This is a genomic window from Pseudoalteromonas prydzensis (assembly GCF_001661495.1).
GTDB lineage: Bacteria > Pseudomonadota > Gammaproteobacteria > Enterobacterales > Alteromonadaceae > Pseudoalteromonas > Pseudoalteromonas prydzensis.
Genome location: NZ_BDDT01000001.1, coordinates 632099 through 648686, shown reverse-complemented (window position 1 = coordinate 648686; position 16588 = coordinate 632099). Strand labels below are relative to the sequence as shown.

Genomic DNA, 16588 nt, shown 5'->3' with positions numbered 1-16588 from the left:
AGATCACAGCCGAAAGAATCGCGCTGCATCCCCTTGTTTTAATTTAAGTGCGTGGGCAACATCGTGGCTGATTATCAAGGTATGCTTAGCATGATTGTAATGCGCGTGCTTGGTGAACGTGGCTCTAAAATCGCTGACGCCTTGGTTACATATCGCCAAGGTATCTGAACTTTGTTCGTCAACGTAATCGAGTTCACCAATAGAAATAGGGCATACCAGTGATTCGCGAACACTACGAATATTGCCGAGCTTGGCTTCAACAGTGGGCCCTGCATCAAATAAATCAACGTATCCACGGTGCTCAAAGCCTTCTTTTTCAAGTAGCTTGAGTGCCGGTTTAGTTTTATCGTGCACTTTACCAATTACGGCTTGCGCTTTTTTACTTAACAGATTGGCGTAAATTGGGTATTTTGGCATCAACTCACTGATAAACACTTTATCGCCTAACCCGACGAGGTGATCAGCTTGTGGAAATTCGATACTAAAAAAGTGCTCTTCTAACCATTGCCAAAAAGGAGAGTGGCCGTGCTCGTCACTCACACCACGCATTTCTGCGATGATTGTATCGGCAAAGCGTTCACTGTGCTGAGCCATAAATAAAAACCGTGATCGAGATAAAAAGCGCCCAGCCAGTCCTTTGCGGCTATCTTCGCGTAAAAACAAGGTACATATTTCAGAGCAACCAGTGTAATCGTTACACATACTCAATATATCAACAGTGTTGTAGACGTTTAGTGTACGTGAATGATGAACAGTTTTGCCAAGGTGATAATGATACAAAGGTACATTTAAACCAACCGCAGCTTCAATGGCAGTTGTGCCAACCACTTCACCAGTTTGGCTATCTTCTAAAACAAATAAGTAACTTTCATCTTGAGGTTGATTGATGTTTTTAGCAAAGCTACGTTCAGCGCGCTCAATTTTTTCAAGTAATAAGGCATCATTTACAGGTAATGACGTAAAGCCATGACCAGATTCAATGGCTATTTGCTTGAGTGCAGCAAAGTCACTGGCAGTAATAGGACGTAATACATGCATTTAAAAGTGCTCCATTAGCACCCGGTGAGGGCGCTAAATTAGATTAACCGTTTACAACATCCGCAACCGCTTTTTCAAAGCGTGCTAAGCCTTCTTTAATGTCTTCAATTGGGATCACTAATGAAGGTGTAAAACGAACTACATTGGTCCCTGCAACTAAGCTCATTAAGCCGTGTTTAGTGCTGGCAACTAAAAAGTCACGCGCGCGCCCTTCAAATTTGCTGTTAAGTACAGCACCTAATAATAGACCTTTCCCACGTACTTCGCTAAACACGTCATATTGCGCGTTGATGGCATTCAAACCATCACGGATAAGTTGTTCGCGTTGTTTGACACCCGCTAGTACATCTGCGGTATTTACAGTATCAAAAGCTGCTTCTGCTACCGCACAGGCCAGTGGATTACCGCCGTAGGTTGAACCATGTGTGCCAACTTTAAGATGCTGCGCGATCTGCGTGGTGGTGATCATCGCACCTATTGGAAAACCGCCGCCTAGCGCTTTGGCTGTCGTTAGGATATCAGGTGTTATCCCTAATTCTTGGTAAGCATATAAAGCACCGGTACGGCCAACACCAGTTTGCACTTCATCAAAAATAAGCAGTGCATTGTGTTTGTCACATAGTGCGCGCACACCTTGCATGAATTCATTGGTTGGCGAGATAATACCGCCTTCGCCTTGCAGGGGTTCCATCATGACTGCACAGGTTTTATCGCTAATTAGTGTTTCAAATGCCGCTAAGTCGTTATAATCACAGTGGTCAATTGCTGCAGGTTTAGGGCCAAAACCGTCAGAATAAGCTGCTTGTCCACCTACGGTTACTGTAAAGAATGTACGGCCATGGAAGCCTTTGTTGAAGGCGATGATTTGAGTTTTATCTTCACCATGAACATCAAGTGCAAAACGACGAGCAAGTTTAAGTGCTGCTTCGTTTGCCTCTGCCCCTGAGTTGGCAAAGTAGACTTTATCGGCAAACGTGGCATCGGTCATTTTTTTCGCTAAGCGCAGTGCTGGCTCATTTGTCATGACATTCGATAAATGCCAAATTTTTTCGCCTTGCTCTTTTAGTGCGCTCACAAGCGCTGGGTGACAGTGGCCTAAACAGTTAACTGCAATTCCTCCGGCAAAGTCGATATACTCTTTGTCGTTTTGATCCCATACACGAGAGCCTTGACCACGAACAGGGATCACCTCTGATGGATTGTAGTTTGGCACCATTACGTCGTTGAATAATTCTCTTGTTACTTGCATTTATTACACCTAGATCTGGCTTAAAGTGAAAAAAGTGATATTGCATAAAAGGGGTTAATTAAGCCGTTAGTAACCCGCAATAGATTGATTTCATAATTTTTATTATCTAATGCTACTATTATCTTGGTTCGAAGTTTAAATTTGCAGTGCTATTTTGTGAAAAATGATTAAAATAAAATACAAAATAGTGAAGAAAATAATCAATATGATAACTACACAAGATGAGAAGCTACTTTCTATACTACGTACAAATGCCAGAGCGAGTATTTCTGACCTTGCGCGGCTACTAAACCTGTCGCGCTCGACGGTGCAAAGTCGCATGCTAAAATTAGAAGAGTCAGGTGTTATTAAAGGATACAGTGTTGATTACGGTGAAGCCTATTTAAATGCCATGGTTTCTGCGCACGTATCTATAAAGGTAAAACAAAAACTGACGACTAAAACTAATATAGAACTTAAGCAAATAGATGCTATTTCGCAGCTTTATGCGATCAGCGGTGAATTCGATCTAATTGCTGTGGTTCAGGCGCAGAATTTAGAGAAATTAAGTCACTTGCTTGATGATATAGGCAACCTTGATGGCGTAGAGCGAACCACATCATCCGTTATTTTAGAAACAAAGTTTAATCGCTAGTACTAATGAAGTAGTGGTTAAAATAATTCTACGAATTTAAATTTAATCGTTTTTTAGACTACACTAGTATTTATCTTAGGATTAATTCTGTATGTCATAACCCTAGCTTCACTAAGCGGTAACTATCGAGGATTCATGCAAGTTAATTTATTAAATTCTATTATCAAGATCACTAAAAACAGAGACATCGATTCGCTTGAATATACGATTATTTCAACAATTCAGGAGTTTATAACGTGCTCAGAAATTACAATTTATAAAGATTTAGCAATAGAGGGGGAGCTTAGAGTTGAGCGTAGTGCATCATTACTATTTAAAGGAGCGAAAGAGTTTACTTGGCTTGATAAAAGTATTATCGATAGCCCTAGTGATGAACTCATTTCGTGTATGCGTTCAACATGCATCATAACGGTTAAAGCGGACGATAATAAAGAGCATCGCTGGTTGCCAATTTGTCTGCAAGATAGGCCCGTAGGCGCTATTGCAATTACTTCTGGTGAGTTAAAAAGCGAAGAGCAGGTGCTCTTAAATGCCTTTTGTCGGATCTTTGAAAATTACCTTGCTATCCTGCACGAAAACGAAACAGATAAATTAACCGGACTTTTAAATCGCCAAACATTTGATAAAAAGTTAAGGTTACTCCTTGAAAAGCAGGTAGTTAAACAGCACAAAACAAACAAAAATGATGAAAATAGAAATCGTCAAGCTGACGCAACTTCTTGGTTGGCAATTGTGGATATTGATCATTTCAAGATGATAAATGATCAGTATGGTCATGTTTGTGGTGATGAAGTGTTATTAGTGCTAGCTCAAAAAATGAAAAGTTTTTTTCGCTCCACTGATTTAATTTTTCGCTTCGGTGGAGAAGAGTTTGTACTTGTATTTGAGCCCACCGATTTAGCATCTATACAAGCTAAACTTACTGGCTTTCTAGCCTTTATTAGGGAAACTAAATTTCCATTTATTAGCCAACTTACCTTAAGTATTGGTTTATCGAGAATAAGCCTATATGACTTTCCAATTTCAGTGATAGAAAATGCTGATAGAGCGCTTTATTATGCAAAGCAAAATGGCCGTGATCAATTGTGTTTTTATGATGAATTGATCAGTAAACACTTAATCGAACCACAACAGCTGCAATCAGATATTGATTTGTTTTAATTATTTAGGTGCTTTTCTAATTACTTTTTTGGTGACTTCATCTAGTTTGATAACGTAGGCATTGCCGCCAATGCCTTTAAATTCTTCATCAGTGAAGATCAAGGTATTTTCATCGTAGAAGGTAATTGCTTCTTTTTGTGTGACGATACCTAAATCTATGATTGATACATCACCGGAGAAAAACTTATCTTCGGTGAAGTTTTCAAAAAGCCAAATACTGGTGGAATCAAGCAGCACTAATTTGCTGCGATTCGGGCTCAATGCTGCTGAAGTGATCCAACAGAGTTTTTCCATGGTGGTACAGGTTTTAAATGAATCGATTAACTCTGCATCGAAATTAGCTGCATGATCGCCGACCTTATAGACATTGGTAATACCATCAAACGGCTCTGTGCGATTTTTTGTAAACAGATATAAGTGGCGGCCAAAAGCAACAAATGCTTCAAGGTCAAAATTACGTTTATCTGGTGTGACAGGGTTGCCATCGAGTTCAGGATAGGTGAACTTAATGATTTCGGCTTCGGTAGTATGTCCTTTGATATCAATGGGATTTTCAATTTTATAAATCGTCAGCCATTTACGCTCTTGTTTATTATTACCAAAATCACCCAAAAAGAAGTGACCAAAATCGTTTTGAGTCATATCTTCCCAGTCGATATTTTTAGCATTTGTTACCAGTACTTCTTTCGCTATCGAACCGTCTTCGTTGAGACGATATAATTTTGGATCATCGCCGCCATCGTTGATAGCCCAAAGTCGATTGAATTTATCAAATTCAATCCCTGATATTTCTTTTAATTTAGGATCAACACTAATTTGTTTTTTACTATATAGGGTATAAATAGACATACTAATAATGATCGCAACAGCGAAAATCGCCACTGTGATAAGAGAATAAAGGCTTTTTTTGAGCATGGAAAGCTAAGATTTGATACTAAGTTACTGAGTATTATTATCTATTTTGAATGTAATTTCTATGGCAAAAGGATGATATTGGCTGATTATCAGGTTTCTAGGTTCCAAACCCCTGTGCCAGTTGCTGCAATATGATTAACGTTACCTTGTAATACCTTACTGCCAACGTTAATCGATGATTGTGGGCGGCTAACTAAATAACCTTGCACACAGCGAATACCCATGCGCTTTACGAGCTCAAATTGAGCAATTTCTTCAACGCCTTCAGCGACAATCTTAAGTCCTAGTTTAGTTCCTAACTCGCTGATAGAGTTTAAAATTTCGTTGTATTTAGGGTTTTCATTCGCTTGTGCAATAAACAGTCGGTCAATTTTGATCACATCAATAGGTAAATCAGCTAGGGTGCTTAAAGAACTAAACCCAGTACCAAAGTCATCAATGGCAATAGTGACGCCTTCTTTACGTAATTTTTCAAGTTCATTAATAATGGTATCACTTGCTGTGATCAAGGTTGATTCGGTTATTTCTAACATCAAAGAGCTTGGTGGTAGGCCTGTTTTAGCGAGCTTTTTCATTACCCACTCATGAATAGGGCGATGTTTGAGTTGAATGCCAGAAACATTCACTGATATTTTTACTTTGCGCATACCTGCATTATGCCACGCAGCCATTTGTCGGCATGACTCTAACATTATCCAATCACCGAGTTCTAAAATGAGGTTTGACTCTTCAGCAATGGGAATAAATTCAACCGGGGAAATTGGCCCTTCTACAGGGTGATCCCAACGGACTAACGCTTCGAAATAATCTATAGCGCAATCTTCTACATGCACGATGGGTTGAAATGATAAATGAAAATTATGGCAAGCAATAGCTAAACGTAGCTCTTCTAATAAGTAATGATAGCGGCGCATTTTGTTACCCATTTCAGGTGAATATACTTTAAAAATACCGCGGCCATCGGTTTTTGCTCGGTACATGGCAACATCAGCCATTTGTAGCAGTGCATGGGGTGTAGAGGCGCTTTCTGGGTACACTGCTATGCCAACACTGGCGCTAATTTTTATCAGTTTATTACCGAGTACAAAGTCACGCTCTATTTCATTTAAAACATGCTGGGCTACAGCTAATGTTTTTGATTCTATATCTATATTATTGATAAATATAGAAAACTCATCACCACCTAAACGTGCTAAATTTTGTTCTAATAAGCTTGTCGGATTGATATCATTAAGCTTATGATGACGTAAAACGCAGGCAAGGCGCTCTGCAACTTGTATCAATACTTCATCGCCAAAACTATGGCCAAAGGAATCATTTACTTGCTTGAAACCGTCTAAATCGATAAAGAGTAACGCGCAATGAATATTTTTTAATTCAGCGCCGTTGAGCTGTCGATCAAGGTGCTCAATGTAAGCATGGCGGTCAATTAATAGGGTGAGTTTATCTTGGCTGATGCTAGTTTGAGTTTCGCGGGCATAGTTTGCAACGTGAGTGGTTAACGCATTAATTGCCTGGCTTAGGCGAGTGACTTCTGTTGCGTGCTTTAATTCAGGTAGCTGAATATTAAATGAGTCGATTACTTGGTGAGTTTGTAAATTAAGTTGGGCAATTAATAGTTTTTCACGTTTACTATTTAGCTGTTTACCTAGATACCAAGTAAAAAACAAACCAATTAGAATCAATAAAATAAAATTGGCAGGTGACAAAATGGTGGCGCTTATCAAAGATGATGCTTGGGCGGTAATAAATTGGTTATCTGTTACTTTGATGAGCAGGTAATCGGTTCCGTCTTTACTGATTATATGGTGGCCGCTTAAAATTGGGTTGTACCAAGGGGGCATTGTAAGCTCAGTGGTGGCAGTGTCAAATGCCCTGATAGCGATACTCGATTGTTGCGTATTAATAGTATTGACTTGGTTTGTTAATAGTATATTCATGCCATAACAAAAAACAATGACAGCAATGAAGGTCATACTGAGTAAGCGAAAAAGTTTAGTCATTCCATTAAACCATTTTATCCCAATTTTATGAGTTTATTATTAGGTACTGCCTATTTTTGTCAGTATATAGTTTGTCAGACTAACTAACAAAACATTTCTTTAACAATAATCCTGCAAAAGGAGCTACTCTTTTTATAAACGCGATTGGCTCAGAAATGTCGAGTGTTTACTCAACGTAAGTATTAAATTTATTCACTTTACCAGCGCTTATTTGTTAACTACTTTATAGTTCATAATTCAGACAGTCATTAAAACTTGGTTTAATTTTTGCTCTTATTTAAATTGCGTACAACTAGATGAGTATTTGCAAATCTTTTGCACGCTTTAGGTGCAGTATTTATTTAATTGCACTGTCATAAAGCATCAATATAACTTTGTTTAACTGAACAAATGTTATGAATACAACACAACCCCATGCATATGTTGAGTAGTTGAGCACGGCACGGTGGCAAGGATTAATTAACCTCAAGGTTTATTTGGAGCCCGCTATGTTAAGTAAACGATTTTTTAAAACTAAAAATGAAGCCGAAGTTACTTTTGAATTTCAGCATCCTCAGGCAGATCATGTTCAGCTAGTTGCCGAATTTACCGATTGGCAGCCTGTGGCTATGAAATTTAATAAAAAAGAGCAGTGCTTTAAACTCAAGCAGCGTTTACCCAATGATCAACAGTTTCATTTTCGCTATTTGGTCAATGGTACAATTTGGGACAACGATCAGCACGCGGATGGATACATTGCAAACAGCTTTGGTACAGAAAATAGTATAGTCAATACACAACGTATTTAAGGCGCGGTTAATGGAGTCACTTTCACAGCTGTTTTATCTACACGGTATTGGCTATGAATACACTAAGTATAACGGTGAGCATGTTGTTTTTAGTAACGACACCCGCAGTGCTGCACTGAGTTGCTGCGGTGTTGATGTCACTGATCAGGCGCAAATTGATCATCTTAATATTCTTTTAGACGCGAATAAGTGGTTACAGCTGGTACCAAGTTGTAGCTTAGTATGCGCAGAGCAACCAGCAGTAAAAGTACGCGTTGATAAACGTAAGTTAGCGCAGCAATGTACGATTTCCTTCGCTTGTGTTGATTTACCGAGTGTCACTCACTCATTAGCTGAGCTTGAGTGTAGTGGTGATTATGTATTTAATGAAATCACTTATCTGGAGCTGATTTTTCCTTTGCCTACCTTGCCAATTGGCTATCTAGACGCGAGTGTTCAAGTGGCTGATAAAAAACAGCAAACTCAGCTATGGGTAACACCAAAGCACTGCTATCAAGTAGGTGAGCAAAAACAAAGTGGACTGTCTATTCAACTTTATAGTTTAAAAAATAAAGCAGAACTCGGTGTTGGCGATTTTGCTGATTTATTGACACTGGTTCAGCAATCAGCGCAGCATAAGTTGGACTATATTTTATTAAATCCACTGCATCTATTATTTTGTCAGCAACCAGAGCGAGCGAGTCCTTACAGTCCTAATAGCCGTGCTTTATTAAATCCATTATATTTAGCCATTGATTTATGTACAGATAGCAAAAATAACCTTGAACTTGATCATTACTTACAAAGCTCTACTGCAACTGAATTTAAACAGCGTATTCAAGGCTTACAATACATAGATTACAGTGCAGTAAACCAGTTTAAGTATGCTGCTTTTAAGCTGCTTTACCAGAATTTTAAAAGCCATGGCAGCGAGCAACGCAAACAGCATTTTAGTGATTTTTGCCAGCTACATGAAGCAACGCTTGCTACTTTAAAAGTTAATGACACTGAATTTGCCAACTATTTACAGTGGCAAGCACATATGCAATTAAAGCAGTGTCAAACCAGTGCCCGAGCACGGGGCATGAGCATAGGTTTGATCAATGATTTAGCGGTGGGATGTGCCGGTGATGGCAGTGAGTTTTTGAATCAACAGTCATTATTTACAGATTCAGCCTATGTCGGTGCACCACCCGATCCATGGGCTGAGCAGGGGCAAAATTGGGGATTACCTGCACTTAATCCAATTAAACTCAGTGATAACAACTTTAGTTACTACAAAGCGTTAATACGTGCCAATATGGAAAACGTAGGTGGCTTACGTATAGATCACGTCATGGCGATTCGTCGCTTATGGTGGTGCTTCGAGAACCAGCAGCAACCAGATGGTTGCTATGTTTATTATCCGTTCGAATTTTTGTTGGCTATACTCACTATTGAATCACATTTAAATCAATGTATTGTCATTGGTGAAGATCTTGGTGTGGTTCCACCAGAAGTGAAAACCGCACTCGCAGATAAAGCAATTTTTTCAAATGGATTATTTTATTTTGAAAAAGATTTTCACGGGGAGTTTTTAACAGCTCAGTCATTTCCTGCACAGTCATTATTGATGGTTGCAAACCATGATGTGCCACCTTTCTTTGGCTGGTGGCAAGGGTTTGATCTTACTTTAAAGCATGAATATCAGTTGCTAGACGAGCAGCAGCTAGGTCAACTGCAAACAGAACGAAAAATTGAAAAACAGCGATTACTACGGTTTCTGTCAAGCTGTGAAACACATTCATTTTCGCTAGACAGCCCGGCAGAAGACGTATATCAAGCCGTGACATTAGGCTTGGCGCATGCACCTGCGCGTTTATTTACAATTCAGTTAGATGACTTAGATGAGCAAATCTTGCCAGTAAATATTCCAGGCACGGATCAAGAATACCCGAATTGGCGTCGGGTATTATCGCATTCAAGTGAGCATATTTTAGCGCGCCATAGTGCACTGCTCAGTGCTATTAATTCCATAAGGACTAATTAAATGAACAGTCATGTTCGTAAACCTGCAAAGTTACAGCACTATGAGCAACAAGTTGATGCGTTAAAGCGTGGCTGCTTTAAAGACCCATTTAGTTTTTTAGGGTTACATGCAATTTCAGATACACACAGTGAGATCCGCTGCTATATGCCAGGCGCAACAAATTTAAGTATAAAACTGGCAAAGCAAACGCTTAGTTGTACACGTTACCCTGACTCTGATTTATTCATTTTACAATTGAGCAATAAAGTTATTTCGGCTTACAAATTAGTCGTTGATTACAGCCAGTGTCAGGTTATTTGTGAAGATGTATATCGGTTTGCAAGCAGCCTAGACAACAGCGCCATGTACTTATTTAACGAAGGTACGTTAGAGCATGCATATCGTCATCTCGGTGCTCATTTTATCGAATTATCGGCTGTTAAAGGTGTCCGTTTTAGTGTTTGGGCCCCTAACGCCAGTAGTGTCTCGGTGATTGGTGAGTTTAATCATTGGCAACGTAGCCAACATTTTATGCGCTTTAACCCCGCTTCAGGCGTATGGGACTTATTTATACCCGAGTTGACACCAGGACAATGCTATAAATTTTCGATAACCACACTCAGCGGCGAAATTCTTGAAAAAGCAGATCCCTTTGCCTTTAAAATGCAACAAGCTCCGGGCACTGCTTCCGTATTACAAACGCGCCCAGCGGCGATTGAATTGACTGATAAAATGCGCGCACAACGGACAAAGCGCAACGCGGTAGATGCGCCGATCAGTATTTATGAAGTGCATTTGGGGTCTTGGCAACGCAAAGAGGGGGACCGTTACTTAAATTACCAAGAGTTAGCGCAGCGACTTATTAGTTATGTAACTGAACATGGTTTTACTCATATTCAGCTTATGCCGATCAGCGAATTTCCATTTGATGGCTCGTGGGGTTATCAACCTGTAGGGTTATTTGCACCAACCAGCCGCTTTGGTGGTTTGGAAGATTTTCGCTATTTTGTCGAGCAATGCCATTTAGCAAATATTGGCTTGTTGATCGACTGGGTGCCTGGGCACTTTCCGAGCGATCCCCATGGCTTGCACCGTTTTGATGGTACGCATTTATTTGAGCATGCAGACGCAAGACAAGGTTTTCACCCTGATTGGAATACCTATATTTACAATTATGATCGCCCTGAAGTACGCAGCTTTCTCGTTGCAAATGCCATGTATTGGTTAGAAGAATTTGCCATTGACGGCTTACGTGTCGATGCAGTGGCATCAATGTTATACCTTGATTACAGTCGTAAAGAAGGTCAGTGGATCCCTAATAAATATGGGGGTCGTGAAAACTTAGGTGCGATTGAATGCTTAAAACAAGTTAATTTACGCAGTTATGCCAATAACCCTGGGATCATGATGGTCGCTGAAGAGTCGACCGCGTGGCCCGGAGTTACACGTCAAGTGGATCATGATGGTTTAGGGTTTGGTTATAAGTGGAATATGGGCTGGATGAATGACAGTTTGCATTACATGCAGCGCGACCCTTTATATCGTCAACATCATCACCATGAATTAACGTTTTCAATGGTGTATGCCTATAGCGAAAACTATATATTGCCATTAAGTCATGATGAAGTAGTGCATGGTAAAGGCTCTTTAATTGCAAAAATGCCAGGTGATGATTGGCAAAAGTTTGCCAATCTTCGTGCTTACTACGCATTTATGTGGGCACATCCAGGTAAAAAGCTGTTATTCATGGGCAGTGAAATCGCACAACGAAATGAATGGAACCACGACCAGTCAATTGATTGGCATTTGCTACAACATTCATCTCACCAAGGCGTACAGCGAACAATTACTTTGCTCAATAATGTTTACTGTAATGAGCAGGCACTGCATCAGTTAGACACCGATCCTGCTGGTTTTAGCTGGATAGATAATCAAAATGCCCAGCAGAGTATTTTTAGTTTTATTCGCTTTGCAAAAAAAGCCTGCAATTATGTGGTTGTGATCAGCAATTTAACGCCGACTGTTTATCATGACTATTGTATAGGTGTACCAACGGCTGGTGAGTTTGAAGTGATATTAAATACCGATGATGAGCAACTGTTTGGCTCCGGTGTACGTGTTTTTTCGCACGCCAATAAAACAATCTCGAGTCAAGCAATAGCAAGTCATGGCCAGCAACACAGTATTAAGATCTCATTACCCGCGCTTGCGACCGTTTACTTAAAAAGGGTGCTCGATGAGTCTATCAATTGAATTAAATCAAGGCCATGTAGCGCCACTTGGCGCGAGTGTATTAGCAGACGGCGTTAATTTTGCTGTTTATGCGCCTTTGGCCAAACAATTGTATGTGTGTTTATTTGATAGCAGTGGCCACACTGAAGTCTTAAAATTGGCAATGAATAATAATGAAGGTGGGATATGGAGTCTGTATATCGCCCCGCTTGCAGCGGGTACTTTATATGGCTATCGGGCTGACGGCGATTATCAACCAAAAAAAGGATTGTTCTTTAATAGTCAAAAACTGTTAATTGACCCATATGCAAAAGATTTGTTTGGTGAATTTACTTGGAGTGAGCGCCACTACGGACAAATGCCAATTGGTACGTTAAGCACAGTGAACAACGCCATTGATATTCCTAAATCTAAAGTGGTGCAATTACTGCCATATCAAGGTAGAAAACCGCAACATAGCTGGGGCAAAACGGTTATTTATGAATGCCACGTAAAAGGCGCCACTGCACGTCACCCAACTATTCCCGCTCAATTGCAAGGCACCTATTTAGGTTTGAGCCATCCAAGTTTTATTGAGCATTTACGCTCTCTTGGCATCACAACGTTAGAGTTGTTACCTGTGCATAGCTTTATTAGCGAACAGTTTTTAACCGCTAAAGGTCTGCAAAACTACTGGGGTTATAATACGTTAAACTTTTTTACCCCCCATAAAGAATACTTAGTAACTGATGAAATTGCTGAGTTTCAACAAATGGTCACTAAGTTACATGAAGCGGGTATCGAAGTTATTCTGGATGTGGTTTATAACCATACTGCAGAGGCTGGCAGTGATGGTCCAATCTTGTCTTGGCGTGGTCTAAATAACCTAGGTTACTACCGGACTGTAACTGATAATCCAGCAGTGTATATTAACGATACAGGCTGCGGTAACACCTTAAATATTGACGATCCATTTAGTTTGAAAATGGTCCTCGATAGCCTGCGCTATTGGGTTGAAATAATGGGCGTAGATGGTTTTAGATTTGACCTTGCGACTATTTTAGGACGCACGGCCCATGGTTTTAGCCAAGCTCATAGTTTTTTACAAGCCATTAATCAAGACCCGATCTTAAGCCAAATAAAGCTCATCGCAGAGCCATGGGATATCGGGCCTGGTGGCTACCAGCTTGGTGCTTTTCCTGCGCCTTGGCGCGAGTGGAATGACAAATATCGCGATGTTGTTCGGCGTTTTTGGCAAGGGCAAAACAATATGTTGGCTGAGCTTGCAAAACGTCTGCATGGCTCATTTGATTTATTCGAGCATAACCACCGTGGGCCACTTAATAGCATTAACTTTATTACCAGCCATGACGGTTTTACATTAACTGATTTGGTCAGCTACGAACAAAAGCATAATGAAGCGAATGGCGAGCAAAACCGCGATGGTCATAGCGCCAACTACTCATTTAACTGCGGCTTTGAAGGCTTTACGGATGATGCAAAAATTACCACCTTGCGTTTGCAGCAGCAAAAAAACTTGTTACTGACCTTATTGCTTTCCAAAGGCGTGCCTATGCTGTCTTCTGGCAGTGAAATGGGGCATTCACAAGGCGGCAATAATAACGCTTATTGTCAAAATAACCGCACGGGTTGGCTGGCTTGGAAAGACTCGCAACGCAGCCATAGCTTAACTCGCTTCATAGACGATGTACTAAGTATCAGAAAACAGTATTGTGTATTTAAACACAGTGTATTTTTACATGACACAGACAAACGTTTTGCAGTTAATTGGTATACCGAGCAAAGTAACGCGATGCAAGAAAGTGATTGGCATGATGGCTCAAAACAATTTTTGATGTATAGCTTACAAGATACTCAGTTAAATACCGCGTTACTGATTATTTTAAACGCCAGTGATGTGGCAGTGAAGTGCCAGTTACCGGCGCTTGATGGTGATTTGCGTTGGCGTTTAGCGTTGAGCAGTGTTGCGCAAGCAGAGCTTAAGAATAAAGAACAGTTTGAGGTTGCTGCACAAAGCAGTTGGGTTTTTACAGGCAATTTAGAGGATCAAGGACATGGCTAATAACGGTGAACAAATATGTGTTGCGAAAAGCTGGCAAGATGCCCCTTTAATCGATGAAAGTACGCTTGAAGATGATTTATCCCGGCATTTTTATTATACCCTTGGTCGCGATAAAGTCGGAAAATCACAATTGTATTTATACAACGCCTTAGCACTTACTATTCGTGATCGACTCGTCGCCCGTTGTCGTGCAACAAAGCAACAAATACACAGTGAAAAGCGTCGTAAAGCTGCCTATATCTCACTGGAGTTCTTAATGGGGCGGGCGATGGGTAATGCTATTTTAAACTTAGATTTAGATGAGCAAGTTAAACAAGCACTCAATAATTACTGTGCACAAGTAGAAGATGTAGCAGCAGCAGAGCACGATGCTGGGCTTGGTAATGGTGGCCTAGGACGATTAGCAGCCTGCTTTTTAGATAGTTGTGCAAGCTTAGCATTACCAGTTACCGGTTATGGCATTCGTTATGAATATGGCATGTTCAACCAATCAATCGAAAATGGCCATCAAATTGAGCAGCCTGATAATTGGTTACGTGAAGGTCACCCGTGGGAACTCAGTGCGCCTGAGCAAGCTAAGCGAGTTAAATTTTTTGGCCATGTTGAGAGCTATACCGATAAACACGGCCGGGTTCATCGCCAATGGTTAGACACTGAAGATGTCTTAGCTGTACCGTATGATGTGCCGATTCCTGGCTATAAAAATGACATCGTCAATACCTTACGACTTTGGAAATCAGAAGCCACCGATGAGTTTGATTTAGGGGAGTTTAATGCTGGTAGTTACTCAGAAGCTGTGGCACATAAAAACCTAGCTGAACAAATTACCATGGTACTTTATCCAAACGACAGCAGTGAAAATGGCAAAGAGCTGCGCCTAAGGCAGCAATACTTTTTATCTTCAGCAAGTTTACAAGATATTGTTGACGTGTGGGTTGCTCAACACGGTGAAGACTTTAGCGACTTCGCTCAGTACCATGTATTTCAACTCAACGATACGCACCCAAGTATTGCAGTTGCAGAATTAATGCGTTTGTTGATTGATGATTATGACTTAGATTGGGATGCTGCATGGCAGATCACCACAAGTACTATGGCATACACTAACCACACCTTACTGCCTGAAGCCTTAGAAAAGTGGTCGGTGTCGTTATTTGCACGATTATTACCACGTATTCTAGAAATCATTTACGAGATAAATGCACGTTTTCTTGCACAAGTTGCTTTGGCATGGCCTGGCGATGTTGCAAAACAGCAAGCCTTATCACTTATTGAAGAAGGCCACGATCCACAAGTAAGAATGGCGTACTTGGCCATTGTTGGCAGCTTTTCAGTCAACGGTGTTGCCGCACTACACACGGAGTTACTAAAAGAGGGTTTATTTAAAACTTTTTATGAGTTGTGGCCAGAAAAATTCAACAATAAAACCAATGGTGTGACGCCGCGCCGTTGGCTAGCTCATTGCAATCCAAAGCTCACTCAGTTGATTAGTGAAAAAATAGGTCAAGATTGGGTCGGGGATTTTGCGCAGATTAGTCAACTACGCCGTTATTTCGATGACGTAAAGTTTCATCAGCAATGGCAACAGGCCAAGCTTGAAAATAAACAACGTTTAGTGGATTTAGTGCAAGCGCGTTGCGGCGTTGAATTTGATACTAGTATGCTTTTTGACGTGCAAGTAAAACGTATTCACGAATACAAGCGGCAATTATTAAACGTGCTACATGTGATCCATTTATATGACCGTATTCGCCGTGGTGACACGGAAAACCTAGTGCCGCGTTGTGTCCTATTAGGTGGCAAAGCAGCACCTGGCTATTACATGGCAAAACGTATTATTAAGCTTATCAATAATGTGGCAGACGTTATTAATAAAGATCCATTAGCGCAGCCGTTTCTACGGGTCGCATTTTTACCTAACTATAATGTCACAGCTATGGAAACGATTTGTCCTGCAACGGACTTATCAGAGCAAATTTCAACTGCGGGTAAAGAAGCGTCAGGTACCGGCAACATGAAGTTTATGATGAATGGTGCATTGACGATTGGCACTTTAGATGGTGCCAATATAGAAATTCGCGATGCCGTTGGCGCGGATAACTTCTTTTTATTTGGCGCGCAAGCGGAGCAGGTTGAAGGAATAAAGCAAAGCTACAATCCATTGCATATTATTCATACCACCCCTGATTTACTCAATGTGATGCAGCTACTGGAAAGTGGCCACTTTAATTTATTTGAACCTGGTTTATTTGACGACATTATTGGCGCAATCAAAAGTCCCCACGATCCTTGGTTAGTTGCCCATGATTTTGACAGCTTTGTTCAAGCACAGCGGGCTGTAGAGCACGCCTACCAAGATCAACAACACTGGACGCGAATGAGTATTTTAAATACCGCAGCCAGTGGCATTTTTTCAAGTGATAGAACGATTGGCCAATACAGTGATGATATTTGGCATTTACAAGCATTAACAACATCTAAAATGGCCGACACAGCCACTAATAGCACAGATTAATACG

11 protein-coding genes are annotated in these 16588 nt (G+C 40.6%); 7 read left to right on the top strand and 4 right to left on the bottom strand.

The genetic code is table 11. From position 1 onward, the window contains the following. Positions 1–3 precede the first annotated feature (3 nt). Together astA and A7968_RS02670 are read right to left on the bottom strand one after the other, a co-directional pair. Positions 4–1038, bottom strand: coding sequence for an arginine N-succinyltransferase (gene astA / locus A7968_RS02675; RefSeq protein ID WP_064665020.1), 1035 nt, complete (start codon positions 1036–1038; stop codon positions 4–6). Between the two features lie 43 nt (positions 1039–1081). Then, positions 1082–2287: an aspartate aminotransferase family protein gene (locus A7968_RS02670; RefSeq protein ID WP_064665019.1), complete on the bottom strand. Its 1206-nt coding sequence runs from the start codon at positions 2285–2287 to the stop codon at positions 1082–1084. Positions 2288–2492: 205 nt separating this feature from the next. Here A7968_RS02670 and A7968_RS02665 point away from each other — a divergent pair, with 205 nt between their 5' ends. Then, complete coding sequence (locus A7968_RS02665; protein WP_064665018.1) at positions 2493–2921, top strand: Lrp/AsnC family transcriptional regulator; 429 nt, start codon at positions 2493–2495, stop codon at positions 2919–2921. A gap of 135 nt (positions 2922–3056) precedes the next feature. After that, positions 3057–4082, top strand: coding sequence for a GGDEF domain-containing protein (locus A7968_RS02660; RefSeq protein WP_064665017.1), 1026 nt, complete (start codon positions 3057–3059; stop codon positions 4080–4082). Here the strand turns inward: A7968_RS02660 and A7968_RS02655 are convergent, their stop codons facing one another. Continuing rightward, positions 4083–4997, bottom strand: a complete 915-nt coding sequence (locus A7968_RS02655) for a hypothetical protein (RefSeq protein ID WP_064665016.1) — start codon at positions 4995–4997, stop codon at positions 4083–4085. 89 nt (positions 4998–5086) lie between these two features. After that, positions 5087–7000, bottom strand: coding sequence for a putative bifunctional diguanylate cyclase/phosphodiesterase (locus A7968_RS02650; RefSeq protein WP_064665015.1), 1914 nt, complete (start codon positions 6998–7000; stop codon positions 5087–5089). A gap of 488 nt (positions 7001–7488) precedes the next feature. Here A7968_RS02650 and A7968_RS02645 point away from each other — a divergent pair, with 488 nt between their 5' ends. From A7968_RS02645 to A7968_RS02625, 5 genes are read left to right on the top strand one after another with little or no spacing between them, the layout of a single operon-like run. Next, positions 7489–7788: an isoamylase early set domain-containing protein gene (locus A7968_RS02645; RefSeq protein WP_064665014.1), complete on the top strand. Its 300-nt coding sequence runs from the start codon at positions 7489–7491 to the stop codon at positions 7786–7788. A 10-nt stretch (positions 7789–7798) separates the two neighbouring features. Then, the gene (gene malQ, locus A7968_RS02640) at positions 7799–9796 is read left to right on the top strand and encodes a 4-alpha-glucanotransferase (protein WP_064665013.1); all 1998 of its coding nucleotides are present in this window, start codon (positions 7799–7801) and stop codon (positions 9794–9796) included. Beyond that, positions 9797–12028 (top strand): 1,4-alpha-glucan branching protein GlgB, encoded by a 2232-nt coding sequence (gene glgB, locus A7968_RS02635; RefSeq protein ID WP_064665012.1) that lies wholly within the window; start codon positions 9797–9799, stop codon positions 12026–12028. After that, positions 12012–14069 (top strand): glycogen debranching protein GlgX, encoded by a 2058-nt coding sequence (gene glgX, locus A7968_RS02630; protein WP_064665011.1) that lies wholly within the window; start codon positions 12012–12014, stop codon positions 14067–14069. The genes glgB and glgX overlap by 17 nt, the downstream gene beginning before the upstream one ends. Continuing rightward, positions 14062–16584, top strand: a complete 2523-nt coding sequence (locus A7968_RS02625) for a glycogen/starch/alpha-glucan phosphorylase (protein ID WP_064665010.1) — start codon at positions 14062–14064, stop codon at positions 16582–16584. Before glgX ends, A7968_RS02625 begins: the two co-directional genes overlap by 8 nt. Positions 16585–16588 lie beyond the last annotated feature (4 nt).

Coding starts and splice junctions, on each gene's coding strand:
- astA (WP_064665020.1), bottom strand. CDS start 1,038: ATGCATGTATTACGTCCTATTACTGCCAGTGACTTTGCTGCACTCAAG.
- A7968_RS02670 (WP_064665019.1), bottom strand. CDS start 2,287: ATGCAAGTAACAAGAGAATTATTCAACGACGTAATGGTGCCAAACTAC.
- A7968_RS02665 (WP_064665018.1), top strand. CDS start 2,493: ATGATAACTACACAAGATGAGAAGCTACTTTCTATACTACGTACAAAT.
- A7968_RS02660 (WP_064665017.1), top strand. CDS start 3,057: ATGCAAGTTAATTTATTAAATTCTATTATCAAGATCACTAAAAACAGA.
- A7968_RS02655 (WP_064665016.1), bottom strand. CDS start 4,997: ATGCTCAAAAAAAGCCTTTATTCTCTTATCACAGTGGCGATTTTCGCT.
- A7968_RS02650 (WP_064665015.1), bottom strand. CDS start 7,000: ATGACTAAACTTTTTCGCTTACTCAGTATGACCTTCATTGCTGTCATT.
- A7968_RS02645 (WP_064665014.1), top strand. CDS start 7,489: ATGTTAAGTAAACGATTTTTTAAAACTAAAAATGAAGCCGAAGTTACT.
- malQ (WP_064665013.1), top strand. CDS start 7,799: ATGGAGTCACTTTCACAGCTGTTTTATCTACACGGTATTGGCTATGAA.
- glgB (WP_064665012.1), top strand. CDS start 9,797: ATGAACAGTCATGTTCGTAAACCTGCAAAGTTACAGCACTATGAGCAA.
- glgX (WP_064665011.1), top strand. CDS start 12,012: ATGAGTCTATCAATTGAATTAAATCAAGGCCATGTAGCGCCACTTGGC.
- A7968_RS02625 (WP_064665010.1), top strand. CDS start 14,062: ATGGCTAATAACGGTGAACAAATATGTGTTGCGAAAAGCTGGCAAGAT.